Source organism: Streptomyces sp. NBC_01689 (assembly GCF_036250675.1).
In the GTDB taxonomy this organism is placed as follows: domain Bacteria; phylum Actinomycetota; class Actinomycetes; order Streptomycetales; family Streptomycetaceae; genus Streptomyces.
In genome coordinates this window covers 6,748,412-6,773,144 of the sequence record NZ_CP109592.1, presented here as the reverse complement: position 1 = coordinate 6,773,144, position 24,733 = coordinate 6,748,412, and the positions used below count along the sequence as shown (strand labels likewise).

General features: G+C 72.9%; 20 protein-coding genes, 1 other RNA gene and 1 pseudogene. 9 read left to right on the top strand and 13 right to left on the bottom strand.

Translation table 11 applies throughout. From position 1 onward, the window contains the following. Window positions 1-162: 162 nt before the first annotated feature. The 3 genes from OG776_RS28915 to OG776_RS28905 all read right to left on the bottom strand — a co-directional run bounded on the left by OG776_RS28915 (window position 163) and on the right by OG776_RS28905 (window position 2,537). On the bottom strand, window positions 163-849 hold the full coding sequence (locus OG776_RS28915; protein ID WP_148013721.1) for a histidine phosphatase family protein: 687 nt from the start codon (window positions 847-849) through the stop codon (window positions 163-165). 112 nt (window positions 850-961) lie between these two features. Continuing rightward, window positions 962-1,336 carry a MazG-like family protein gene (locus OG776_RS28910; RefSeq protein ID WP_148013722.1) on the bottom strand — a complete coding sequence of 125 codons (375 nt, stop codon included), beginning with the start codon at window positions 1,334-1,336 and terminating at the stop codon, window positions 962-964. A 178-nt stretch (window positions 1,337-1,514) separates the two neighbouring features. Beyond that, complete coding sequence (locus OG776_RS28905) at window positions 1,515-2,537, bottom strand: LacI family DNA-binding transcriptional regulator (protein WP_148013723.1); 1,023 nt, start codon at window positions 2,535-2,537, stop codon at window positions 1,515-1,517. Window positions 2,538-2,647: 110 nt separating this feature from the next. On the opposite strand from OG776_RS28905, the gene OG776_RS28900 reads away from it, so the two are divergent. From OG776_RS28900 to OG776_RS28890, 3 genes are all read left to right on the top strand, one after another. Then, window positions 2,648-3,820, top strand: a complete 1,173-nt coding sequence (locus OG776_RS28900) for a phytanoyl-CoA dioxygenase family protein (protein WP_148013724.1) — start codon at window positions 2,648-2,650, stop codon at window positions 3,818-3,820. Between the two features lie 41 nt (window positions 3,821-3,861). Beyond that, window positions 3,862-4,626 (top strand): SDR family oxidoreductase, encoded by a 765-nt coding sequence (locus tag OG776_RS28895; RefSeq protein ID WP_148013725.1) that lies wholly within the window; start codon window positions 3,862-3,864, stop codon window positions 4,624-4,626. A 71-nt stretch (window positions 4,627-4,697) separates the two neighbouring features. Continuing rightward, window positions 4,698-5,702: a Gfo/Idh/MocA family protein gene (locus tag OG776_RS28890; protein ID WP_329322762.1), complete on the top strand. Its 1,005-nt coding sequence runs from the start codon at window positions 4,698-4,700 to the stop codon at window positions 5,700-5,702. Window positions 5,703-5,909: 207 nt separating this feature from the next. On the opposite strand, the gene OG776_RS28885 is transcribed toward OG776_RS28890, so the two are convergent. Next, window positions 5,910-6,641, bottom strand: a complete 732-nt coding sequence (locus tag OG776_RS28885; RefSeq protein WP_329322761.1) for a hypothetical protein — start codon at window positions 6,639-6,641, stop codon at window positions 5,910-5,912. Window positions 6,642-7,149: 508 nt separating this feature from the next. On the opposite strand from OG776_RS28885, the gene OG776_RS28880 reads away from it, so the two are divergent. Continuing rightward, window positions 7,150-8,664: a hypothetical protein gene (locus tag OG776_RS28880; RefSeq protein ID WP_329322760.1), complete on the top strand. Its 1,515-nt coding sequence runs from the start codon at window positions 7,150-7,152 to the stop codon at window positions 8,662-8,664. Between the two features lie 22 nt (window positions 8,665-8,686). Beyond that, complete coding sequence (locus OG776_RS28875) at window positions 8,687-11,329, top strand: hypothetical protein (RefSeq protein ID WP_329322759.1); 2,643 nt, start codon at window positions 8,687-8,689, stop codon at window positions 11,327-11,329. A gap of 216 nt (window positions 11,330-11,545) precedes the next feature. Here the strand turns inward: OG776_RS28875 and rnpB are convergent. The 4 genes and pseudogenes from rnpB to OG776_RS28850 all read right to left on the bottom strand — a co-directional run bounded on the left by rnpB (window position 11,546) and on the right by OG776_RS28850 (window position 15,558). After that, window positions 11,546-11,946, bottom strand: an RNA gene (gene rnpB, locus OG776_RS28870) — RNase P RNA component class A. Between the two features lie 118 nt (window positions 11,947-12,064). Further along, window positions 12,065-12,790, bottom strand: a pseudogene (locus OG776_RS42475) (DMT family transporter); the annotation flags it as partial. Window positions 12,791-12,923: 133 nt separating this feature from the next. Then, entirely contained in the window at window positions 12,924-13,745 is an 822-nt protein-coding gene (locus OG776_RS28855; RefSeq protein ID WP_329322758.1) for an AraC family transcriptional regulator, read from the bottom strand. A gap of 379 nt (window positions 13,746-14,124) precedes the next feature. Then, on the bottom strand, window positions 14,125-15,558 hold the full coding sequence (locus OG776_RS28850; protein WP_148013730.1) for an RNB domain-containing ribonuclease: 1,434 nt from the start codon (window positions 15,556-15,558) through the stop codon (window positions 14,125-14,127). Window positions 15,559-15,760: 202 nt separating this feature from the next. On the opposite strand from OG776_RS28850, the gene yaaA reads away from it, so the two are divergent. Further along, a complete protein-coding gene (gene yaaA / locus OG776_RS28845) occupies window positions 15,761-16,561 on the top strand; it encodes a peroxide stress protein YaaA (protein WP_148013731.1) in 801 nt (266 codons plus the stop codon). Between the two features lie 86 nt (window positions 16,562-16,647). Next, entirely contained in the window at window positions 16,648-17,343 is a 696-nt protein-coding gene (eda, locus tag OG776_RS28840; protein WP_148014122.1) for a bifunctional 4-hydroxy-2-oxoglutarate aldolase/2-dehydro-3-deoxy-phosphogluconate aldolase, read from the top strand. Between the two features lie 223 nt (window positions 17,344-17,566). On the opposite strand, the gene OG776_RS28835 is transcribed toward eda, so the two are convergent. Genes OG776_RS28835 through OG776_RS28825 form a run of 3 tightly spaced genes read right to left on the bottom strand, consistent with a single transcriptional unit; the run spans window position 17,567 to window position 20,525 of the window. Further along, entirely contained in the window at window positions 17,567-18,913 is a 1,347-nt protein-coding gene (locus OG776_RS28835; RefSeq protein WP_329322757.1) for a bifunctional RNase H/acid phosphatase, read from the bottom strand. An 11-nt stretch (window positions 18,914-18,924) separates the two neighbouring features. Continuing rightward, window positions 18,925-19,668 (bottom strand): zinc ribbon domain-containing protein, encoded by a 744-nt coding sequence (locus OG776_RS28830; RefSeq protein WP_187286031.1) that lies wholly within the window; start codon window positions 19,666-19,668, stop codon window positions 18,925-18,927. Further along, on the bottom strand, window positions 19,665-20,525 hold the full coding sequence (locus OG776_RS28825; protein ID WP_148013734.1) for a Nif3-like dinuclear metal center hexameric protein: 861 nt from the start codon (window positions 20,523-20,525) through the stop codon (window positions 19,665-19,667). Before OG776_RS28825 ends, OG776_RS28830 begins: the two co-directional genes overlap by 4 nt. 252 nt (window positions 20,526-20,777) lie before the next feature. Here OG776_RS28825 and OG776_RS28820 point away from each other — a divergent pair, with 252 nt between their 5' ends. Both OG776_RS28820 and OG776_RS28815 read left to right on the top strand, forming a co-directional pair. Beyond that, a complete protein-coding gene (locus OG776_RS28820; protein ID WP_261994975.1) occupies window positions 20,778-22,160 on the top strand; it encodes a hypothetical protein in 1,383 nt (460 codons plus the stop codon). Between the two features lie 58 nt (window positions 22,161-22,218). Further along, the gene (locus tag OG776_RS28815) at window positions 22,219-22,386 is read left to right on the top strand and encodes a hypothetical protein (RefSeq protein WP_187286000.1); all 168 of its coding nucleotides are present in this window, start codon (window positions 22,219-22,221) and stop codon (window positions 22,384-22,386) included. A 162-nt stretch (window positions 22,387-22,548) separates the two neighbouring features. Here the strand turns inward: OG776_RS28815 and OG776_RS28810 are convergent, their stop codons facing one another. Then, window positions 22,549-23,505, bottom strand: a complete 957-nt coding sequence (locus tag OG776_RS28810; protein WP_329322756.1) for a 3-oxoacyl-ACP reductase — start codon at window positions 23,503-23,505, stop codon at window positions 22,549-22,551. 129 nt (window positions 23,506-23,634) lie between these two features. Then, window positions 23,635-24,711 carry a Zn-dependent alcohol dehydrogenase gene (locus OG776_RS28805; RefSeq protein WP_148013736.1) on the bottom strand — a complete coding sequence of 359 codons (1,077 nt, stop codon included), beginning with the start codon at window positions 24,709-24,711 and terminating at the stop codon, window positions 23,635-23,637. Window positions 24,712-24,733: the final 22 nt, after the last annotated feature.

Genomic DNA, 24,733 nt, shown 5'->3' with positions numbered 1-24,733 from the left:
TGGACGGCTCGGACCCCGTGGACGGCTCACGACCCGTGGAGCGATCGCTGCCCGTCAGGCGGGCGCACTCGGCCGCACCCCGCCCGGCGGCCCCGGGCGGGCGCCCATGGGCCCCCGGGCCCGACGCCCGTGTGGCTCCCCGGGCGGGCGCCGGTGTGGCTTCTACTCGTTCGGTACGGGCGCGCCCCCGGTGGGCCCCAAGGGCTGTCCCGTCGGCCCGCTCTCCCTGCCGGAAGCCGCCTCGCCCAGGGGTGTGCCCGCCCAGGACACGGCCGTCCAGCCGTCCGCCGGGGAACCCTCCAGGATCACCACGTCCGTGTTGTCCAGCCGGTGACCGGTGGCGAAGGACACCTCGACGTTGCGCGCGCGGGCCGCCGTCCACACCCGGATCGCGGCGCCGTGACTGACCATCGCGACCGTGCCGGCCCCGCTCGCCGCGGCCTCCGCGACCACCGTGTCGAACCGGCCCAGCGCCTCCGCGCCGCTCTCGCCGCCGGGCATCCGCAGCGCGGTGTCCCCGGCCGCCCACGCGAACGCCGTCGTGAGGTAGGCACGCGCCTCCTCGATGTCCCCGCGCAGCATCTCCAGGTCCCCGGCGGACAGTTCGCGGATGCCCTCCCGGACGCGCACCTCCAGGCCGCGTGCGGCCGCGAGCGGGGCGGCGGTCAGCCGGGCCCGGGTCAGCGTGGAGGCGTACAGCGCGTCGATCTCCTCCTCCGCCAGCGCCTGCGGCAGCGCGGCGGCCTGCTTCTCTCCGAGGGCCGTGAGCCCCGGTCCCGGCGCGGCGGTGTCCAGCAGGAACGCCACATTGGACGGTGTCTGTCCGTGGCGGACGAGGATCAGGCGCATGCGGCCACCCTCTCAGACGGCGCGACGAGGGTACGGTGCCCCCTCCCGGTTGCCCCTCCCGGTCGCTCCCTCTCCGTTGCCCCCTCCCCGCACCGGATCTCCCGGCGGCCGTTCAGCGGGGCCGTCCGGGGCCGCGACCCGTCCCGAGGGAGCGCTCCGTGACGCCCGCCAGGTGGGCCGTGAAGACCTCGCGGGCGTCCGGCGCGAGGGTCCGCAGCGCGACCAGACCGGTGATCACGACGTCGCACAGCTCGGACCGTACGTCGTCCCAGGTGTGGGTCGTGCCCTTGCGCGGGTTCTGCCCGGTCGCGCCGATCACCGCCTGGGCGACCTCGCCGACCTCCTCCGACAGCTTCAGGATGCGCAGGAGCAGTTCCTCACGCCCGTTCCGCGGCCGGCCGTCGTCCGACCGCGCGTCCCCCGTGCGGTCGGCGTCGAGCCACTCGTACAGGCGGTCGATCGAGTCCCAGACGTCTTCATCAGCCATGGGCCCAGCCTCCCCCGGGACGCACCGCCCGACGCGCGCACCCCGGGAGAACCCGCCAGGAGCGCCCGCCCGGGAATCCGTACACCGAAGGACCCGTCCACCGAAGGACCCGTACGCCGAAGGCCCCTCCCCCGAGGACTCGCACGCCGAAGAGCCCGTACGCCCGCGGACGCGCACCTCACCCCGGCGGCATGTTGTACGGCGTGACCACCTGGATCGCCGAGGGGAGGAGCGGGCCGTCGTCCGGGAGGGCCTGGTGGGCCCGCATGATGGTCTGACAGGCGCGGCGCATGTCCTGGCGCAGGTCGTGATGGAGCACCGCGGACAGCCGCCGCTCGGCCAGGAGCCGGGTGTTGTCGTGGTCGAGGTCGTGCGCGACGAAGGCCAGCAGATCGCGCCCGAGCGCGTCGAAGGCCTCGATGGTCGCGGTGTTACCACCGCCGATGGAGTAGACGGAGTTGATCTCCGGATCGCGTTCCAGGGCCTCGCGGACGAGTTCCCGCTGGGTGGAGTCGAGTCCGTCGCTGTCGGTGACCTCGACCAGCCGGCGTTCCGGCCGCGCGACGCGCATCTCGCTGCGGAAGCCCATCTCGCGTTCCTCCTCGTTGCGGAAGGAGCCGCGGCTGATGGTGACGAGCACATGGCCGGGCCCGTCGCCGAGCCACTGCCGGATCAAGTAGGCCGCGGTCGCCCCGGCCGCCCGGTTGTCGATGCCGACGTAGGCCCTGCGCGGGCTGCCGGGCAGGTCCGTCACGAGCGTGACGACGGGGATGCCGGCCGCCACCAGCCGTCCGACCGCGGCGGTGACCTCGGGCACGTCGGGCGCCTTGAGGATCACGCCCTGCGAGCCGCGCGCGGCGATCCGGTCCAGGTCCTTCACCAGCCCGGCGGCGGGGTCCGTCTCGCGGAAGTGGAAGCGGGAGCGCACGACCGCCGGGTGCAGGGAGGGCAGTTCGGCCTCCAGGGCGTCACGCACCGCGGAGGAGAACCGCTCCGGGGTCTGCATCACGATGTCGATCATGAAGGTGCGTCCGCCGATGCGGACCTGGGTGCGCTGGCGGTCCAGGTCCTCGACGGCTTGCCGCACCTCCCGGGCCGTGCTCTCGCGGACGCCGCCCCGGTCGTTGAGGACCCGGTCGACCGTCGCCTCGCTCAGCCCGGCCTGACGGGCGATCTCCCGGATCGTGTAGGGGTGTGCCATGGCTGCGTTCCCAGGGTCGGTGACGGGTTTTTGATGGGTTTCTGCTCATTGAATGATGGGCTCGCGTTCATAAGACTGACGGAAACGGCCGCGCGGCGAAAGGACCCTGCATGGCTTCCCAGGACGCGGGACCACGGGTGGTGTGGCTGAGCGGGGAGCGGGACTGCGACCTCGACGCCTTCCGTGTGCTGGTCGCCGAGCGCACCGATCCGGCCGACTACCCGGGCGCCGTGGGGATCGAGCGGAACGTCCCCGTCTACGACAGCGACCGCGTCCGGGCGGCGGCCGACCCTGCCGCGGTGCGGACCGAATGGGTCCGCGCGCTGCTGGACGGCCCCGGCATCGTCGTACTGAGGGGCGCGTTCGCGGACCCGGACGTGGTGGACCGGGCCTCCGCCGTCTTCCGCGCGCTGATCGAGCGGGAGCGGTCGGCGGGCACCGCCCGCGGTGACCACTTCGCGAAGCCCGGCGCCAACGACCGGGTGTGGAGCGCCCTGGACAAGACGGCCCTGCACGCCCCCGAGGTCTTCGCCGACTACTACGCCAACGACATGCTGGCCCTGGTCTGCGAGGCCTGGCTCGGCCCCGGCTACCAGGTCACCTCCCAGATCAACGTGGTCAACCCGGGCGGCGCCGCGCAGAGCGTGCACCGGGACTACCACCTCGGTTTCCTCTCCGACGAGCGGGCGGCCCGCTACCCGGCGCACGTCCACCGGCTCTCCCCCGTCCTCACCCTGCAGGGCGCGGTGGCGCACTGCGACATGCCCGTGGAGTCCGGTCCGACGCTGTACCTGCCGCACTCGCAGAAGTACGGGCCCGGCTATCTGGCCTGGCGGCGCCCGGAGTTCATCGCGTACTTCGAGGAACACCACGTACAGCTCCCGCTCGCCAAGGGGGACGCGGTCTTCTTCAACCCCGCGCTCTTCCACGCCGCGGGCCACAACCGCACGGCCGACGTCCGGCGGATGGCGAACCTGCTGCAGATCTCGTCGGCCTTCGGCCGCGCGATGGAGACGGTGGACCGGGAGTCGATGGTGAACGCGCTCTTCCCGGTGCTGCTGCGGCGCCGGAGCGAGGGCGCCGGCGAGGCGTGGCTGCGCCGGGTGGTGGCGGCCTGCGCGGAGGGCTACCCGTTCCCCACCGACCTGGATCTCGACCCGCCGCTGGCGGGGCTGGCCCCGCCGTCCCAGGCGGACACGGTGTGGCGGGCCCTGACGGAGGAGTGGAGCCCAGGGCGGCTGCGGCGGGAACTGCGGGCCGGCGCCGACCGCCGCCGCGCGTGAGCCCTCGGGTCACGCATGAACATCCAGGTCAGGGGAGAACCGTGGGACCACTTCTCGAGGACAGGGTCGTCCTGGTCAACGGCGGCAGCCAGGGCGTCGGCGCCGGTGTCGTGCGGGCCGCCGTCCGCGAGGGCGCGACGGTCGCGTTCACCGCGCGCCGCGAGGAACTCGGTGAACGGTTCGCCGCGGAGACCGGCGCCACCTTCGTACGGGCCGATCTGGCCGATCCCGCGCAGGCGCGCGCCGGTGTCGAACGGGTCGTGGCCGCGCACGGACGGCTCGACTGCCTGGTCAACGCGGCCGGGCTGACCTCGCGCGGCACCCTCCTGGACACCACGCCGGAACTCTTCGACGCGCACGTCGCGGTGAACCTGCGAGCGCCGTTCTTCGCGATGCAGGCGGCGGTCCGGCACCTGGTGGACCGCGGGGCGCCCGGCACCGTCGTCAACATCATCACCTCCTCCTCGCACGGCGGACAGCCCTTCCTCGCCCCGTACGTGGCCGCCAAGGCGGGGCTGGCCGGACTGACCCGCAACGCCGCGCACGCGCACCGCCGGGACCGGATCCGGATCAACGGCCTGAACATCGGCTGGACGGACACCGAGGGCGAGGAGGAGATCCAGCGCACCTTCCACGGCGCGGGCGACGACTGGCGGGAGGAGGCGGCGAGGCGCCTCCCGATGGGCAGGCTCGGCCAGGTCGACGAGGTCGCCGACTTCGTCGTCTTCCTGCTCTCCGACCGCAGCGGTGTGGTGACGGGCTCGGTCGTCGACTGGGACCAGACCGTCTTCGGCGGACTCGACTGAACGCGGCCCGGCTTCGGCCCCGCGGGGCCGTACGAAGGGCTGAGGGCATTGGCAACTAGGAGCAACTTCTCATGCGTATAGGCATCTTGGGACTGGGCCGGATCGGCGCCTTCCACACCGCGACGCTCGCCGGACTCGACGCGGTGGAATCACTGGTGGTCACCGACCCGGTGGCCGCGGCCGCCGACGCGGCGGTCGAGCGCTTCGGCGCGACGGCGGTGGACTCCCCCGAGGCGGTGCTCGCGGCCGGGGTCGACGGCATCGTGGTGGCCGCCGCCACCGACGCGCATCCCGCGCTCATCCTGGCCGCGGTCGAGGCGGGCATCCCCGTCTTCTGCGAGAAGCCGGTGGCCCGGACGGTCGAGGAGAGCGTCGCGGTGCTGCGCGCGGTCCAGGACAGCGGCGTGCAGGTGCACATCGGCTACAACCGGCGCTTCGACGCGGGCTGCGTGGCCGCGCGCAAGGCCGTGGTGAGCGGCGAACTCGGCGCGCTGCACACCGTACGCTCCACGACTCTGGACCCGGCGCCGCCGCCGGGCGCGTACGTGGCGGTCTCCGGCGGCATCTTCCGTGACTGCGCGGTGCACGACTTCGACATCGTGCGCTGGGTCACCGGCCGCGAGGTGACCGAGGTGTACGCGGCCGGCGGCAACCGGGGCGCCGAGTACATCGCCGAGGCGGGCGACGTCGACACCGCGTCCGCGATCCTCACCCTCGACGACGGCACCCTCGCGCTGGTGTCCAACTCCCGTCACAACGCGCGCGGTTACGACGTCCGCCTGGAGCTGCACGGCATGCGCGACAGCATCGCCGTGGGCCTGGACGACAAACTCCCCCTGCGCTCGGTGGAACCCGGCGCGACCTTCCCCGCGGGCACCCCCCACGACTTCTTCATGGACCGCTTCGCCCCCGCCTACCGCGCCGAACTCACCGCCTTCACCGAGGTCGTGGCGGGCCGCGCCACGTCCCCGTGCACGGTCGCCGACGCGATCGAGGCGAGCTGGATCGCGGAGGCGTGCGCGTTGTCGCTGGCGGAGCGGCGGGTGGTGCGGGTGGAGGAGGTTCGGAGGGGGTGAGCCGTCAGCGCTTCGGCTCCTGCCCGGCCGGGCTTCCCCGGCCCCGTCCTCCTCGCCGGGGAGGACGGGGCCGTACCCGACCCTGGTTTGTCCCCGGCCGGACGGCCGACGGGAAACCACGGGTGTTCCCCCGCCGAGTCAGGCGGGTACCGGAGTGACATCCGGTGGCGGAGAAAAGTGTTCATCCCCCCGCCGGCTCGCCGCGAGTCAGTCACGCGGGTCCTCGGCCGTCGCCGCCGGTCCGTACGTCGTCCCGGGCCAGGACTCCGGCGGCGGGCCGAACGCGCGGCGGCCGGCCCTCACCGCCAGAGTGGCCAGGGCGGCGTTAGCGCCACCGCCGATCACGGCACCGATACCGAACGGGGCCACGCGCCCGAGAACGATGATCCCCTGCTTCGTGCCGTACTTCGTGATGAAGTTCTTCCCCAGGACCCTGTTGATCTGACGCAAGGTCTCGACCGGCACCTTGGCGACGATTTGGCGTCCCCAGTGCTGCCCCGTGCGTTCGGCGACCTTGGAGATCGTGGCGGAGCCGCCCCCTCCGAGCATGATGCCCATCACGATCGTCCGACGGCGCTCGACCTCGTCGATGGGGACGCCGTGAACTTCAGCGACCGAGAGCGCGAAGAGGGCGCTCAGCTCGAGGGAGGAGAGGGTCTCGCCCGCCGACAACGCCAGCGCGACTCCCGTGCCGACGCCGGGCGCGGCCGCGGTGGCTCCCACCGCGGCGCCCGTCCCGCTCAGAGCACTGACGTACATCCGCTCCAGACTGCGGATCACCTGGGCCGGTGTCGCCTCCGCGTTCCGCTGGCGGGCCCGGGTGATGTTCTTGCGTACGAGTGGGGTCTGGAGGTCGATCGCTTTGTCCAGGAGTTCGAGGACTCGCTGCCCACGTCCAACTGCTTCCGGATCCGCTCCGTCGTGGGTGTCTGCTGCCATGCCTCGGCTCCCCGGGTCATTACGTGTCGACTGAAACCGTCACTCAATCAGCCGAACGGACCTTTCGCCAGACGGAACGCGATGGCCTCCGGCATCAGGAAAGGCGAAGCGGCAGACGAGTCGGGCTGTACGCCAGGGCGTGCCGCAGCAGCGCTGCGGCCGTGCAACCGTCCAGGAAGGACGCTCAGAAGAGCCGTCCGCGGTTGCAGCGTCACAGCCCCGTCGAGCTGCTGTTTCGTCCAGCTGCGTGATTCGCCTCCGAAGTGCCTCCGGCCCCCGTGGAGATGCGCCAGAATGACGAACCAGTTTCCCGACTGAACGGCATTTAGGGGGTGGCAGCGGGAAGTGGCCGAGCACAGGCGCGACGCAGCTGGAGTGAGGCAGCTCCGTTCCGCAGTAGCCGCCTCGCGCCCGTGGGCGCGAGGACCGTCTCGCCACAAAGCGCTCGCTGCGCGGCACACCCACCAGCCTGCGGCGTTCAGCTTCTCTCCGTCCGATGATTGAGCGAATGGTCACCGACGGTGGGGCGGGCCAGGTGCTGGAGCTGGTGGACGGACCAGGTTGGAGCCGTCCTGGGCTGGACGTCGCCGCGGGCCGTTATCCGCTCTCGGTGGAGCGGCATGTGATGCGCATGGTCGATCACCTGGTGCCCGGAGTGACCGCGGTGACTCCGCACGCGCGTTACTACGCTCTGCACGGGCTCATCGCGGCACAAGCCGATGCGGAAGACCTGACGGTCCCGGCCGCCCAGACCCTGCTGCGCCGCGCGGAAGTGGCGTTGGCCGCCGTGTCGTTCGCGCATCATCCGCAGGCTCTGGAGTGGCTGCCGCGTGCTCATGGAGTCGATGCTCTGGCCCGGCGGCTGCACACCGGGACGGTCAGCATGTCCGAGGCCGAGGTCCCGGGCAAGGACGGGTACGTACGCAACTCGTGGGGGTTCTGGGGACCGTACGCCGGATCCGAGATCGCGCTCGGCATCCTCGGCACCGGCCCCATGCCGGTTCCTGGACCGCGGCTCAACAAAACGACAGCACTGCGAGCTGGGCTGGACGGGCTGCTGGAGCTGGCCGCCGAGGAAACGCTGAACGTGGATGATCTCGCCTCCTTCGGCGACCGGCTGTGCATCTGCATGGGCGGCGAGCACCCTGACGGGGCGTGGCTGGCGAACCTGATGTGCGAGCCAGATGCGCCGGCCGAAGCGGGCCCCCGCTCGGCAACACGACGACAGACGATTCAGCTTCTGGCTCGTGTGGTCGCCACTCATCCCGTCCGAAATTTCACCCGCGACATCGGTCACGTGCTCGCTTTCGGTGACTTCCTGACCACTGATGCCGTGACCAGCGACATCGACGCGGCCGGTGCCTGGCGCGGAGTGGTACTGCGGAACTACTCCGTCGGAGCGTGGCGCCGCCTGTGGTCCTGGCTCGTGGAGCAGGTCGACGGGCTGCTGCCGATCGAGGAAGTTGCCGACCGTTTCGCCGCGAAGCTGCCCGACATGACGGTGGACGCGTTCCTTTCCTCCCTTCCCGCGACGCAGAGCACGACCGGAGCGCCGTTGCCCGCCGAGCACGACCTGCGGTGGGCGGGTGATGCCCTGCCCCTCGCCGAACTGCGGGTGCTCGCCACCAGCGCCCGTCGTGTGGACGAACTCACCGGTCGGGTCCGAGACGCCTTCCTCGGCCAGCGCGGTGTCGAGCTCGGCCCGGAATGGGTCCAGCGGCGGCTCGACGAAGCCCGGCCCATGAAACTGCGCGATGTCGCCCGCCGACTCACCTACGACCTGGTGGCGCGGTCGCAGCGGATCGCGCTGGCCAAGGCACGCCGCCGTGCCGACGGCACACTGTGGCTGCCGACTCGGCTGTACGAACGGGGCGGGCTGCTGTACCGGACGAGCCAGGAGGGGCGCGGTGACGTCGGCCTGCGGCTGGACCAGCTCGGGACCGTCCTGGCCACCTGCGGTGTATTGCGGTACCACGACGGGCACTGGTCAGTGACCAGTAACGGGAGGGCTCTCGTTGACTGAGACCGCACCAGCACCGGGAGTAGTGGAGCCACCAACCGCGTTCGCTTCTCCGCTCACTCTCATCCTCAACGAGCAGCGCACCGGCGGACAGAGCCTGGAAGAAGCGCTCTTCCTAAGTTTCACCGCCGATCTCGGCTTCTTCGAGGAGGTCGCCCTCGGCGCCACCCAGGCCTCCGGCGCGCGCGTCACGGTGGCGGGGGATGTCTCCATGGCCCGGCACGATCCACGGTCCGTCCGCCGGGCCGGCCGCAGCTATCTCGCCGGACTGGCATACGCACACGGTGCCGCGTTCCATCCCAAGTTGATGGTCCTCGCCGGACCGGAGCACGCCACCATTGCGCTCGGCTCTGGCAACGCCACGCTGGCCGGCTGGCAGGCCAACGCCGAGCTGTGGACGGTACTGCGGGTGAACGGCGACCAGAGCCCCGCCGCGATACCGGACCTGTCGGCATGGCTGCGCGGCCTGCCGGAAGAGGTGAGGTTCTCTGCCGGTGTGCCACAGGCACTTGGTCGGGTCGCGGCGCTCCTGGACCGGCTCCACCGCGACAGGACCCCCGCGACACCGCGAGTCCGTGTCGTCAGCAGCCTTCACTCCCCCATCATCGATCAGCTGCCGCACGGACCGGTCGACGAACTGGCTGTTTTCGCGCCTTTCCACGACCAGCGATCCCGGGCACTGCGGCAGCTGCTTGAACGCTTCCGCCCGAGCCGGTTCACGCTCGCTTACCAGCCCGGACTCAGCGATCTCGACGGCCCGTCGGTCGCCGCATTGGTGAAGGAGTACGACGGACGCGTCATCAGCGACAACGACCAGCGGTACCGCCACGGGAAGCTCGTCGAGTGGACCTCTGAGGGGCAGCGCTGGGCCCTGACCGGCAGCCCGAACCTTTCCGCTGCGGCCCTGCTGCTTTCCCAGCGCGAGGGCGGCAACTGCGAACTCGGCGTCGTCGCTCCCATCCCCTCAACCCTCCTTCCGGACGGCACCGACGAGCCCGCCGCCCGGCTGCGCACGGCCGCGACCCTCCCCCGCCCCATGGTCAGCAATGGACCGCTGCTGCTCGGTGCCCTCCGCGTACCGGACGGCCTGGAGATCAGCGTGGCCCGGCCCCTCTCCGACACCGCTCACCTGGAGTTGTCTCAGGCGGCAGCGCCGCCGGAGGCATGGGAGCGCATCGCCGACATCCCGTCCGGCCAGGCCACGCTGACGGTGACGGCTCCGGCGGATGCGGGCAGCCGTGTGCGCCTGGTCGTCGTCGATAGCGACGGCGTACCGCACTTCGGCAACATCGTGTTCGTCGTCGACCCGGACCGCGCGCTGCGCCGAATGACCTCTACCCAGTCCCAGGTCCCCACGACCCGGCCACCCGATCTGTTCGCGGACCCCCGGCTGGCCGAACGGTTCTTGGGCGACCTGGAAACCCTTCGCACGGGACTGACCTCAGCCCGAGCGGGCGCATCGGCGAGCAGCAACACTGGCGGTACGGTCGCGACGGCCCTGATGGACGGTGACGAGGACGGCTGGGAGCGTTATCTGGACGAATGCGCGGGGCGTGTCGGGCACCCGCTTACGCGCTTCGCGCTGGGGCTTCCCCTGCCTGTCGGCACCTCCACACCTTTTCAAGACCTGCTACCCGTCTCCTGGGACGAGCGGTTCACCGACGACATCGAAGCCACCCTGGACGAGGACGACGCCGAGGCCGTGGCAGCGGAGCACACTCTCGAGGCAGCCGGTGCCGAAGCGGGCACCGTCACCCTGACCGACCTCCGGCAGACCGACCAGGAAGTCCGCCGTAGATACCGGCGCTGGGTGGAACGTCTGGTCGCCCTCGCTCCCAACCTGGGCCCTCCGGAACGCATGCTCGTCGTCCGGCTGACCCTGTGGACCATCGCCGCAGGCGCCTGGCCTCCGGCGCACACCGACTGGCTGCCGCTGCTCTCCCGCTCCGTCCACGCACTGGACCGAAACGATCTCCCCGAGCAGATCGAACCCCAGGTCGCCAGCCTCGCCGCAGTCGCCCTCGCCGTGCTCCGAAGCCACGCACCACGCTACGAGATCACCCCTGAGACGCTCGCCTTCAACGAAGCTTCCGAGGCAGTCCGCCACCTGCTTCCCGCAGTGGATTCCGCGTATGTCATGGAATATACGGCGCTGCTCGACACAGCCTTCGGCCCGGCCGTCGATCAGGCCGCCGTGCTCGATGTCGCGTCGGACGTCGTCCAGGAGGATCCCCTAGCCGACGCCGTATGGTCCCTCGCCGAGAAGGGTCGTGACGTACACCGCCACGGACAGTTGCTGCTCCACGTCACCGGCCGCTTCAGCAACCCCGCTCTGGTAGCCCTCGAAGCGGTCGGTGCCGCCGAGGACGCGCCTCTGGTCGGAGCCTGGGCCGACTCGGGACACGGCAACGGCCCCTGGGCGCTGGTCATCTGGCATCGACCGGACCTCATCGTGGTCGATGCTCAGCGACCTACTCCCCTTTGGCGCCACTACCGGCTCACAGGGCTGGTGGGTCCCAGAGCTCTCGCCGCGCAGCGCACCCTCGGATCCGCCGCCTCCGTACCCCACGGTCCCCGTAACCAGCCGTTCGAACTGGCTCAGCAAGTCCTGTCGGACCTTCGTCTGGTCGAGCCCCGAGCACCGCGATGCGAACCACGGAGCTCGTAACACCGATCACGGGCGGGCCCTTTGAGGGCCGTCTCCAGCAGATGAGGCCTCGGGCGAGTGAGACAAGGGTGTCACGGAGGTCGAGGCGCTTTTCCCACGGACGGACGGGCGCTTGAAACGATGTTCAAAGCGGTTCGGAACGGGGGCTCGCCAAGACCCTTCAAGCCCAAAAAGGGCCCACGACCAGCTCGTTCGCTGATCAGATCCCCCAAACAGCAGACGAGTCGGGCTGTACGCCGGGTTCTGTTCCCCGGGTCCTCGCGGACGTCGGGGAGACGGCCATCCATCTAGGGCCGGTGTTGCCACCGGCCTCGTGCGGTCTACCCGCGGACTCGGGCGGGCAGCCCTCGAACGTCCGCGCAGAGACACCGGGGTGTCTCCTTTTGACCTTGCTCCGGGTGGGGTTTACCTAGCCGCCTGAGTCACCTCAGGCGCTGGTGGTCTCTTACACCACCGTTTCACCCTTACCGGGGACCGAGATCCCCGGCGGTCTGTTTTCTGTGGCACTGTCCCGCGGGTCACCCCGGGTGGCCGTTAGCCACCACCCTGCCCTGTGGAGCCCGGACGTTCCTCGGGAAGGTCCGCAAGGACCTCCACGCGGCCGTCCGCCCGGCTCGTCTGCCGTGTGGACCATGGTACCGGCCGCGCGGCCCGCTTCGGTCCGGCCGTCGCCGTCGCCAGGACCGAGCCCGCCAGGATGAGGGCGAAGGCCGCGACGGTGCCGGTGGTCAGGCGCTCGTCCAGGAAGAGCGCTCCGGCGGCGACGGCCACCGCCGGGTTGACGTACGTGATCACCGTCGCCCGGGTCGGGCCCGCCTCCTTGATGAGTTCGAGGAAGGCGACGAAGGCGACCGCCGTGCAGATGACGCCGAGACCCGCGAGGGCGGTGAGGACCTGTGCGGAGGGGACGGCCGTGGGGCGGGTGGCCACCGCCGCGGGGGCGTAGACCAGGGCCGCCAGGGTCAGGCAGGGGGCCGTGAGGTGGAGCGAGGGGACGTCCTTGAGGTGGCGGGCGGCTATCACCGGCGCCGTCGCGTAGCCGACGACCGTCAGCAGCACCTCGGCGAGGGAGCGGGCGTCGCCGCCGGTCAGGTGCGGGATCGTGAGGACGGCGACGCCGGACAGCCCGAGCGCCAGGCCCGACACGCGGCGGCCGCCCAGGCGTTCCGTGTCCCCGAAGAGCCGGGCGGCCGCCACGCCGACGATCGGTACTCCCGCGATCAGCAGGCCCGCCGTGGAACTGGAGAGATGCCGCTCGGCGTCGGTGAGCGTCCACCAGGGGACGATGATCTCGATGCACGCGAAGGCCAGCATGGGGCGCCAGTGGGTCCGTACGCTCCGGGCCAGGCCGGTGAAGCCTCCCTGGCGGACCGCGAAGGGGAGCAGCAGCGCGGCCCCCACCGCGCAGCGCGTGAACACCACCACGGACGGGGACACGCCGTCCACCGCCACTTTGATCATCAGGTAGGGGATGCCCCAGACCACTCCCATCAGGGAGAACAGGAACCAGCCGCGTGCAGTCATGCCGGAAGTGTGGGGCGGGCGGGGGGTTCCCGTCTTGAACGTCGTTGCGGGGGCGGCCCGGACGAACGGGTCACGGGCGCACGCTCGCGCGGTACGCCGCCGGGGTCACCCCCAGCACCCTGCGGAACCAGCGCGTCAGGTGCGCCTGGTCCGCGAAGCCCACCAGAGAGGCGACCTCGGCCGGGCGCAGACCGCGCTCCAGCAGGCCGCGGGCCCTGTTCACCCGGTGCTGCGCCAGCCAGGCGTACGGGGGCATGCCCATCGTCGTACGGAAGGCGCGCAGCAGTTGGTAGCGGGACAGGCCCAGGTCGGCGGCGAGGTCCGCGAGGGAGGGCGGCATGAGGAGTTCGTCGGCGAGGCGGTCGCGGACCGTACGGGCGACGGTGTCCGCGCCGGGCACCGTGTCGTCGGCGGGGCGGGCCGTGGAATGGCGGCAGGCCAGGGCCGTGAGCAGCCAGGGGATGCGGGACTCGGCCTCCAGCGGGTCGGGGCAGGCGCTGAGGTCGGTGTGCGCGGCGCGCAGGGCGGCGGCGAGTTCGGGGTCGTCGATGACGGGGTCGCGGAAGTGGGGGACGGCGGTGCGGGTGCCTTCGGCGAGGAGGGCGGGGCGCGGGTACAGGGCGCGGTACGCGTAGCCGTCGGGGACCGCCGGGCCGCCGGTGTGGGCCTCGCCCGGGGCGAGGACGACGATCGAGCCCGGGCCGGTGTGGATGCGGCCGCCTCGGTAGTCGATGAACTCGGCTCCGCCCACGCAGACGCCGACGGTGTACTCGTCGTGGGCGTGGGGGGCGTAGCGGTGGTTCTCGAAGCGGGCGGTGAGGAGGTCGAGGGGGTGGCCGTCCCGGCCCAGGGTGGCTCTGGTCCAGTGGGTCTCTTCGCGGGCTGAGCGCATGGTTCTTTCCCCCGGGGTCGTCTTGGGGGCAACGCCGTGGGGGGTGTGGCTGTTCCAGGGCGGGGCCGTCGGCTGGGGTCCGGGTTTCCTCGCCCCCGCCGCCCCTACCCGTCCCATCCCCGGGGGCCGCGCCCCGGACCCCGCCCGGGGGCTCCGCCCCCGAACCCCCTTGCGGGACTCCGCCCCCGCGCCCCGCCAAGGGGCTGCCGCCCCCTGGACCCCCGCATCGCCCGAAGGGCTCGTCCTCAAACGCCGGACGGGCTGAGGGTGCGGGCCGGCGCCGAACCACCCCGGAGGCTCGTCCTCGAACGCCGGACGGGCTGGAGATGCGCGCCCCCGCCGATGGAAGACCGCCCGGAACAGCCGCTGCCCGCCCCGTTCACGCCGGCGCGAACCGTACCTTCGTCGTGCCCGGGTCCGCCGCCGTGAGGCGTACGCGGAGGTGTTCGCCGAGGGGGAGTCTGGAGCGGCCGCCCCTGATGCGGGCGAGGACCGCCGGGGTCTCCAGCTGGACCGTTCCCACGGTGGGGTCGTGGTCCTCGACGTCGACCACGCAGGCCTCGAAGAGGTCGCCGACCCGGTCCTTGAGCAGCGCGGCCTCCACGATGTCGACGCATTCGCGCTCGACCGTGGCCGCGCGCCGGCTGCCCTCGGCCATCTCGCCGGGGAGGGCGTCCAGGGCGGCGAGGACCCAGTCGGGCGGCTCCCGGTCCGCGGCGGCGGCGAGGCAGATCTCCGCCGTGTAGCGGTCGCCGAGGCGGCGGAGGGGGGCCGTGCAGTGGGCGTACGGCGCGGCGACGGCCGCGTGGGTGGTGATGGCGGGGAGCAGGCCGTCGCGGAAGACCGTGTAGCCCGCGCCGCGCAGCAGCGTCGTGCACTCCTGGAGGAACGCCGCGTGCCGCGCCAGATGCGGGTCGAGGGAGCGGATGAGCTGGGCGTACGAGACATGGTGCGGCCAGTCGATGCGCAGGGCCGCGGCGGTTCGGCGCAGCCGGCCGACCGCGCCGTCGGGGGCGGCCGGGAGGGTGCGCAGGACGCCCGTGCCGTGGGCCAGCATCAGGTCGGCCGCGGCCATCCCGGTGAGGAGGGAGATCTGGGCGTTCCAGCCCTCGGCCGGGAGGGGCGCGCGGTAGGCGAGCGAGCAGGACCCGTCCTTCTCGACGATCCGCTGTTCGGGGACGTCGAGCGAGATACCGCCGCGTTCCGCCTCCAGACGTTCGCGCAGCGCGCCGATGTCCTTGAGGAGGGCGAGGGGCTCCTCGGCCGTTCCCGCGTCGATCCGTCGCTGGACGTCCGCGTAGTCGAGTCCGGCCCGGCTCCGTACGAGGGCTCGGCGTACGTCGGTGGTCTCGGTGCGGCCCTCCGCGTCGAGGTCCAGCGTCCACAGCACGGCCGGGCGGGTCCGGTCGGGCAGGAGGCTGGCGGCATCCTCGGAGAGCCGGAGCGGGTGGAGGGGGACCCTCTCGTCGGGGAAGTAGAGCGTGGTCACGCGGCGGTGCGCCTCGGCGTCGAGCGGGCCGCCGGGTGTCACGAAGGCGGCGACGTCGGCGATCGCGTACCGCACGCGGTAGCCGCCCCTCGCCCGGCGCGTGAGGTGCATCGCCTGGTCGAGGTCGGCGGAGGCCGGCGGGTCGACGGTGAAGAAGGGGATGTCCGTCGCGTCGTGGGAGGGCAGGCGGGGTGGCCGGGCCGCCTCCGCCAGGGCGTCGGGAGGGAAGCTCCCGGGTACGCCGAGCTCGGTGCGCAGGGCGCACAGGGCGGCCTCCAGGGGACCCTCCGGTGCGCAGACGGCGCGCAGGTGGCGGCGGGGCATGCGTCGAGCGTAGGTCGCCCGCGGGTATCGGGCACCCCGGACCGCGCCCGCATGGCTCCCTCATGCCCCGGACCGCGCCCGCACGACTCCCGGACGGCCACCGGACCGCGCCCGCACACCCCACGCCCAGCTCCCCGACGGCACCAGGACCGCACCCTTTAGGCTGGCGCCGGGCCATACCCACTGTGAGGAGAACACCACCGTGCTCGTGCTGCTGCCGCCCTCCGAGGGGAAAGCCCCCTCGGGCCGGGGAACCGCTCTGAAGCTGGAGTCGCTGTCCCTGCCCGGTCTCACCGAGGCGCGCCGGGCGGTTCTCGACGAACTGGCCGAGCTGTGCGCCGGGGACGAGGAGAAGGCCCGTGAGGTGCTCGGACTGAGCGAGGGGCTGCGCGGGGAGATCGCCAAGAACACGGAACTGCGCACCACCGGCGCGCGGCCGGCCGGGGAGATCTACACGGGGGTCCTGTACGACTCGCTGGACCTCTCCTCGCTGGACACGGCAGCCAAGCGGCGCGCGAGCCGTTCGCTGCTGGTGTTCTCGGGGCTGTGGGGCGCCGTCCGGGTGACGGACCGGATCCCCTCGTACCGCTGTTCGATGGGCGTGAAGCTGCCCGGGCTCGGAGCGCTCGGCGCCCACTGGCGGGCTCCGATGGCCACCGCGCTGCCGGAGGCGGCCGGGGACGGGCTGGTGCTCGACCTGCGGTCCTCGGCGTACACGTCCGCGTGGAAGCCGAAGGGTGAGGTCGCCGGGCGGACGGCGACGGTACGGGTGCTGCACGCGCAGTGGGTGGACGGGGTCGAGAAGCGATCGGTCGTCAGCCACTTCAACAAGGCGACGAAGGGCCGGATCGTCCGCAGCCTGCTGACCTCGGGTGCGGCGCCCAGGAACCCCGCGCAGCTGCTGGAGGCGCTGCGGGATCTCGGGTACGTGGTGGAGGCGAAGGAGCCGGCCGGCGCGGGCCGGCCGTGGGCGCTGGACGTGGTGGTGACCGAGATCCACTGAGGGGCGTCGTCCGGGACGACCCCCATGTGTTGCAGCATACGCAACGTCCTTTGCGCATGCTGCACACCACGGGCAGGATGACGTGCATGACCTCGTCGCTGCCCTCGCCCTCCCCTGCCCCCGCACCCGGTCCCGCGCCCGCCCGCGCACCGGAGCCCGCGTCGGCCTCCGTGCTGGATCTCGCGCCGGTCATGCCCGTGGTCGTGCTCACGGACGCCGCCGACGCGGTGCCGCTCGCGCGGGCGCTGGTGGCGGGCGGACTGCCCGCGATCGAGGTGACACTGCGGACCCCGGCCGCGCTCGACGCCATCCGGGCCGTCGCCGCCGCGGTGCCGGACGCGGTGGTCGGCGCCGGCACCGTCCTCACCCCGGCCCAGGTGGCGGACACGGTGGCCGCCGGAGCGCGCTTCCTGGTCAGTCCCGGCTGGACGGACGGACTCCTCGACGCGATGAGGGCGTCCGGGGTGCCGTTCCTGCCGGGGGTGTCCACCGCCTCGGAGGTCGTGGCGCTGCTGGAGCGGGGGGTGCGGGAGATGAAGTTCTTCCCCGCGCAGGCGGCGGGCGGGACCGCGTACCTGAGGTCGCTCGCCGGACCGCTGCCGCAGGCCCGGTTCTGCCCGACCGGTGGGATCACCGCGGACAGCGCCGGGGAGTACCTCGCGCTGCCCAACGTCGGCTGCGTGGGCGGCACCTGGATGGTTCCGGGCGACGCGATCGCGGCGAAGGACTGGGGCCGGATCGAGTCGCTGGCCGCCGACACGGCGACACGGTACGCCCGTTGAGATCCTGGACGGGGATCACCCCGTCCCGGTGACCCCGTTGAGGTCGGGGACGGCCATCACCCCGACCCAGTGGTCCCGTTGAGGTCCGGGACGGCCATCGCCCCACCCCCGTAAGCCCGTTGACATACAGGGCCCCCACCATGCCACTCCAGCAACCCCGTTGACACCGAAGCGGGCATCAACGCACCCGGACGACGACGGGCCGGTGGCGGCGGCCCTCCGCTCAGCGGAGGTGGGAGGTGTCGTTGAAGAGACGCAGGCTGGCGTTGCCGTCCGCGTAGTACGCCACCGCGGACAGCGAGGCGGCGGACAACTCCATGCGGAACAGCGACTCCGACGGGGCGCCGATCGCCAGCCGCACGAACGTCTTGATCGGGGTGACGTGGGTGACGAGCAGGACGGTGCGGCCCGCGTAGGAGGCGATCAGCCTGTCGCGGGCGGCGGCGACGCGGCGGGCGGTCGCCTCGAAGCTCTCGCCGCCGCCGGTGGGCTCGGCCTCCGGCGAGGCGAGCCAGGCGTCCAGATCCTCGGGGTACCGCTCCCGGACCTCGGCGAATGTCAGCCCTTCCCAGGCGCCGAAGTCCGTCTCGCGCAGACCGTCCTCGACGGCCACGTCGAGCCCGAGGCGGGCGGCGACGGCTTCCGCGGTCTGCCGGGTCCGGGTGAGCGGGGAGGCCACGACCGCCTGGATCGTGCCGCGCGCGGCCAGCGCCGCGGCGGCCCGCTCGGCCTGCTCCCGGCCGACGTCCGACAGCGCGGGGTCGGTGCCGCCGCTGCCGGAGAACCGCTTCTGCGGGGTCAGCGGGGTCTCACCGTGCCGCAGCAGGACGAAGGTGGCGGGCGCGCCCATGTCGGGGGCCGCGCCCCATCCGACGGTCGGCGCGGGGGTGGCCACGTTGCGCGCGGCCCGTACGTCGTTCTCGGACTTCGTGGCTTCGCCGGCGCCCGGTGCCGGGGGTGCGACGGGGGTCGTCGCGCCGCCGGACGGTGCGGGCCGGTCGCTCGGTTCCCCGCGCCCCGTGCGGGGCGCCCGCAAGGCCGCGCGGGCCTTCGCCGCGCCCGCCGCCGCGTCCCCCGGCGGACCCGACGGCTCGGGCGTCGCGGTCCTCGTGGCCCTCGCGTCCAGCTCCGCCGTCGACTCCGACGGCGACCACCGCTCGCCCCGCTTCCCCGCGTCCATGGCCTCGTTGGCCAGGCGGTCGGCGTGCTTGTTCCGTTCGCGCGGGATCCACTCGTAGGTGACCTGCGCGGGCGGCAGGATCCGGGCCGCCTCGGCGGCCAGCGGCTTCATGTCCGGGTGCTTGATCTTCCAGCGGCCGGACATCTGCTCGACGACGAGCTTGGAGTCCATCCGGACCCGGACCGTGGCGGTCGGGTCGAGCTCACGCGCCGCCTTCAGCCCCGCCACCAGCCCCCGGTACTCGGCGACGTTGTTGGTGGCGAAGCCGATGTACTCGGCGGCCTCCGTCAGCGTCTCCCCCGTGGCCGCGTCGATGACCACGGACCCGTACCCCGCCGGGCCCGGGTTGCCCCGGGAACCGCCGTCGGCCTCGACGATGAACTCCCGCACGCCCCCGGCCCCTACAGGCCGGACTCGGACGTGCGCACCAGGATCCGGCGGCAGTTCTCGCAGCGCAGCACGGTGTCCGGGGAGGCCGCCTTGACGTCGTTGACCTCGGTGATGTTGAGCTCCAGGCGGCAGCCCTCGCAGCGGCGCTGGTAGAGCCGGGCCGCGCCGACGCCGCCCTGCTGCTCGCGCAGCTTGTCGTAGAGCTTGAGGAGGTCGGCGGGGACGGAGCCCGCGACGACGCCGCGCTCCTTCGTCACCGTGGCCGCCTCGCCGTCGAGGGACTCGAACGCCGCGTCCCGTCGTCCGGTGGCGTCGTCGATCTTCGTCTGGACGGAGGAGACCCGCTCGGTCAGTTCGGCGACCCGCTCCTGCGCGGACTCGCGGCGCTCCATGACCTCCAGGACGACGTCCTCCAGGTCGCCCTGCCGCTTGGCGAGGGAGGTGATCTCGCGCTGCAGGTTCTCCAGGTCCTTCGGGGAGGTCACGGCACCCGAGTCCAGCCGCTGCTGGTCACGGGTGGCGCGCTGGCGCACCTGGTCGACGTCCTGCTCCGCCTTGGTCTGCTCGCGGGCGCAGTCGCTCTCCTCGGTCTGTGCGGCGACCAGCAGGTCGCGCAGCTGCGTGAGGTCCTTGTTCAGCGACTCGATCTCGGCGTGCTCGGGCAGCGACCTCCGCCGGTGCGCGAGCTGCTGCAGGCGCACGTCGAGGGACTGGACGTCGAGAAGTCGGATCTGGTCGGCGGGCGCGGCGTTCAGTTGGGGGCTCCAGATGTGTCGGTGTTCGAGGCCGCGTGGGCGGTCCAGGGGTCGGTGACCGCCTTCGAGACGTGGACCCGCAGGTCCCATCCGTGGCGGTCGGAGATCTCGTCGAGCTGGGTGGCGGCCAGCTCGCACCAGGGCCACTCGGTGGCCCAGTGCGCCGCGTCGAGCAGCGCGAGAGGACGGGGGTCGCGGACCGCCGTGAACTCGGACGCCGGGTGGTGGCGGAGGTCCGCGGTGAGGAAGGCGTCGACGCCCGCGGCCCGTACGTCGTCGAAGAGGCTGTCGCCGGAACCGCCGCTGACCGCGACGGTCCGTACGAGCGCGTCGGGGTCGCCCGCGATCCGGATGCCCTGCGCGGTGGCCGGCAGCCGCGCGGCGGCGCGCGCGGCGAACTCGCGGACGGTCACCGGGTGGTCCAGTTCGCAGACGCGGCCGAGGCCCCGGCGGCCCTCCGGGTCGGCCGGGTCCGGCACGAGGGGGCGGACGACCCGCAGGTCGAGCGCGCCGGCCAGGGCGTCCGAGACACCGGGGTCGGCCCGGTCGGCGTTGGTGTGCGCGACGTGCAGCGCGATGTCGTTCTTGATGAGGGTGTGCACGACGCGGCCCTTGAAGGTGCCGGCCTCGACCGTCGTCGTACCGCGCAGATAGAGCGGGTGGTGGGTGACCAGCAGGTCGGCGCCCAGCTTCACGGCCTCGTCGACGACGTCCCGCACCGGGTCGACCGCGAACAGGACCCGCGCGACCTCCTGGTCGGGGTCGCCGCAGACCGTGCCGACCGCGTCCCATCCCTCGGCCCTCTCGGGCGGCCAGAGGGCGTCGAGCGCGGCGATGACTTCAGACAGACGGGGCACGGGGAAAGGCTACCTGCCCCACGTCCGTGTCCCACCGGTCGCGGGTGCGCTCGACCGGCGGGACGGCCCTCTCCGGGCCCGCGGCCCGCCGCCGCCCCGGTCCCACCCCCTCCTCCGCGCCCCGCTCAGCACACCGGCCCCCGTTCCCTCAGGCGAATCGCACGACGGCCACCCTTATGTGTGAAGCGGCCGGGCGTCGGTCCCGCGTCTGTGCGGACGAAAACTAGCTTCGTGGCCGGAGGTGACCGAACGATGACGGTCTGTGCGACGGAGTCCTCGGCGGACCACGAGAACACGGAGAACCCGGAACACGTGGAGAACGCCGATCACGAGAACGCGCGAGCCGGCCGCCCGGGATGCGTGATCACCGCCGACGGGGCCTACGCGGCGCGCCTCGCGCTCGACGGCGGATGCTGGTTCCCGGAGCGCTGGACGCTGGACGGCCCCGAGCCGTACGCCGTGCCGCTGCCGTCCCACCAGCCGGAGGAGCCCGGCACCGAGGTGCTGCCGATGGGAGACGGGCGGGTGCTGATCCACCGGGTGGCGGTCGGACGGCACTCGTTCTCGCTGCTGTATCCGACCGGGCCCGGTACCGGTGAGCTGCCGCTCGGCGCGGTCGAGTGCCCGGAGGAGGGCTCCCGGCTGCGGCTGCTGCCGCCCGCGCCGGGCGGGGAGTACGCGTACGCGCTCGCCGTGGGACGGGGGTCCACGGCGGTGTGGCTGGTGGCGGGCGGCGCCTTCGGTCCCGAACACCTGGCCGAGATCCCGGGCCGCTGTTCGGGCGGGGTGTGGCTTGACGGGACGGGCCGCATGCTGGCGCTGGACCGTTTCCAGGACGGCCGGACCAAGACGGTGGTCGTCGATCTGGAGCGCGGCGGCGAGGTGTCACCGCTGCTGCAGATCGCCGAGGACAGCGACGACCGGCTGCTGCTCGCGGACGCCGACAGCGGGCTGCTGCTCATCCGCTCGGACGCCCCCTCGCCGGGGCGGCCGCGGCTGGGCTGGGGGGTGCTGGGGAGCACGCTGCCGGTCCGCTTCCCGGAGTGCCTGCGCGCCTCGGACTGCGCGGTGACACCGTTCGCGATCCAGCCGGGGCAGGTGCTGACACCGGAGCGCTGCGCGGTGGCCCTGCGGATCGACGGGCCGGCCGGTACATGGGTGGGGATCTGGCGGCCCGTCGAGCGTCAGGTCCACCATCTCCCGGCGCCCGAGGGGTGGTTGGCGGGGGCGGGGATGCTGACCGAGGAGGGCGTGCTCCGGCTGCCGTACGCGACGAGGTCGGTGCCGTGCGGGGTGGCGCCGCTGGAGGCGCCCGCCGCTCCGGTGGACGCGGAGTCCGCGCGCCCGCCGGAGCGGGTGACCGCGCGTCCGGTCCCGCTGCAGCAGGCACCCCTCACCGGGCGGACCGCGCCGCCCGCCCGGCAGGACGGCCGGGACGGACCCGTTCCCTCCACTCCGGCCGCTCCTCCCGGCACGGCGGTGCCGGTCGTGCCCGCCGTGCCGATCGTTCCGGTGGCACCGGCCTTTCCGGTCACCCGGGCCGGGCGGGGGGCGGGTGTCCGGGCACCCGGCGGGTGGGAGCGGGTGGAACTGGCCGGGGCGCGTCCCGGTCACCCGCCGACGGCCCGGACATGACCACCGGTTAGAATCCCCCGGCTGCAAAGAAGGATCTTGTTGACGGGGTGAACACCAGATGAGCGACATCGACACCATGGAACCGCGGGTCACCGACGCCCGGGACGACGAGGCGTCGGCCACGGGGCACGGCAGGCACCGGGGGCCGGTCTCCGGCCAGGACGACACCGCGATGCCGCACGGCCGGCACCGCAAGCCGTCCGGTCAGCCGGACACGTCGGCCTGACGGCACGACTGCCTGACGGCACGACCGCCTGACGGCACGTCGGACCAGGACGATGCCCCGCTCGCCTCGGGTGAGCGGGGCATCGTCGTGCCGTAGCCGGGAGCCCGTCCGCGTGCCCGGGACCACGGCCCGCGGGCCGGTCCCGGTCCGGTGGGCCGGTCGCTATCCGTGGGTCAGGCCCAGGACCTCGGCCGCCGCGAACGTCTCGCCGCGCGGGCGCGCGGCGTAGTGCGGGCTGAGCAGGGCGTCGAGTTCCTCGTAGGTGAAGGCGTCCTGCTCGGTGTCGAACTTGACGGCCACCCGCGGCCGTTCGACGACCGCGACCATGCCGCCGTGCGCCACGAACAGCTGCCCGTTGACGTGCGCGGCGGCCGGTGAGACCAAGTAGCCGACGAGCGGGGCGACATGCTCGGGGGCGAGCGGGTCCAGCCCCTTCCCCGGCTCCGCACCGGACCGCGAGGCCGGGAGGCCCGCGAACACGTCCTCGGTCATCCGGGTCCGGGCCCGCGGGCAGATGACGTTCGCCGTCACCCCGTACCGGGCGAGCGCCAGCGCGGTCGACGTGGTCAGGCCGACGATCCCGGCTTTGGCCGCCGCGTAGTTGGGCTGCCCGGCGGAGCCCGCGAGGAACGCCTCCGACGAGGTGTTGACGATCCGTCCGTACACGGGGGCGCCGGCCGCCTTGGACCGGGTCCGCCAGTGCGCGGAGGCGAAGTGCGTCATGTTGAAGTGGCCCTTGAGATGGACCCGGATCACCGAGTCCCACTCCTCCTCGGACATCGAGAAGACCATCCGGTCGCGCAGGATGCCCGCGTTGTTGACCAGGATGTCGAGCCCGCCGAACTCGGCGAACGCCGACTCGACCAGCCCACGGGCCTGTTCGTGGTCGGCGACGTCGCCGATGTGGGCGACGGCCCGGCCGCCCGCGGCCCGGATCTCGGCGGCGACCTCCTCGGCCGGCGCCGCCGAGACGGCGCCCGAACCGTCCCGCCCGGGGCGTCCGTAGTCGTTGACGACGACGGACGCGCCCAGGCCCGCGAGCTCCAGCGCCTCGGCCCGGCCGAGGCCGCGCCCCGCGCCGGTGACGATCGCGGTCAGCCCTTCGAGTGGCAGTGACATCAGGGTCCTCAGCGGTGGTCGGGGTCGGGGTCATGGCCGGATCCAGGGCCGGATCCAGGGGGATCCAGGAGGGATCCAGGGTCGGGTCCGGGTGATCGGGGCCCGTCGGGTCCGTGAGCGGACGCGACGTCAGATCTCGATGCAGGTGCGCAGGGCGGTGCCCGTCCGCATCTGGTCCAGCGCCTCGTTGATCCCGGACAGCGGCACCCGGTGGGTGATCAGGCCCTCCAGGTCTATGCGGCCCGCACGCCAGAGGGCGACGGTCCGCTCGTAGGAGCGCAGGACGTCTCCGCCGCCGTACATGGAGGGCAGGATGCGCTTCTCGTCGAAGAACAGCTCGAACATGTTGAGCTGGAGGAAGTCGTCCATGGCGCCCGCGCCGACGACGACGAGGGTGCCGCCGCGCCGGGTGTTCTCGTAGGCGGTGCGGGCGGTGGCCGACCTGCCGACGACCTCGAAGACGTAGTCGAAGCCCTCGCCCGCGGTCACCGACTGCCTGGCGTCGGCGAGTTGGTCCGGCGCGACCGCCCTCGTCGCGCCGAACCTCAGTGCCGCGTCGCGACGGGAGGCGACCGGGTCGACGGCGACGATCTCGGCTGCGCCCTTGAGCCGCGCGCCCTGGATCGCGGAGATCCCGACGCCTCCGCAGCCGATCACCGCGACGGACGAACCGGCCGCCACGTCCGCGGTGTTGAGGGCGGCGCCGAGCCCGGTGGTGACACCGCAGCCGATGAGGGCCGCGATGTCGAAGGGCACGTCGTCGGGGATGGGCACGGCGCAGCCCGCGTCCACGACGACCTCCTCCGCGAAGGTCCCGGTCCCGGCGAAACCGAAGACGTCCTGGCCGGAGCGCTTGAAGTTGGGGGTGCCCGCGTTCATGAAGCCGGCCAGGCACAGCTCGGTCTGGCCGCGTCGGCAGGCGGGACAGGCGCCGCAGGCGGGCAGCCAGCAGACGACGACCCGGTCCCCCGGCTTGAGGTGGGTGACGCCCTCGCCGACCTCGGTGATCTCTCCGGCTCCCTCGTGTCCGGGCACGAACGGCGCGGGCTGCGGCAGTACGCCGCTCATCGCGGACAGGTCCGAGTGGCACAGCCCGGTGGCCCGCACCCGGATCCTGACCCGCCCGGGCCCGAAGCCCACCGCCTCGACGTCGTCGAGGACGTCGAGTTTGTCCTGCCCGGTCTCGTGCTGTACGGCTGCGCGCATGGTGCGGCTCCTCTCGACGGTG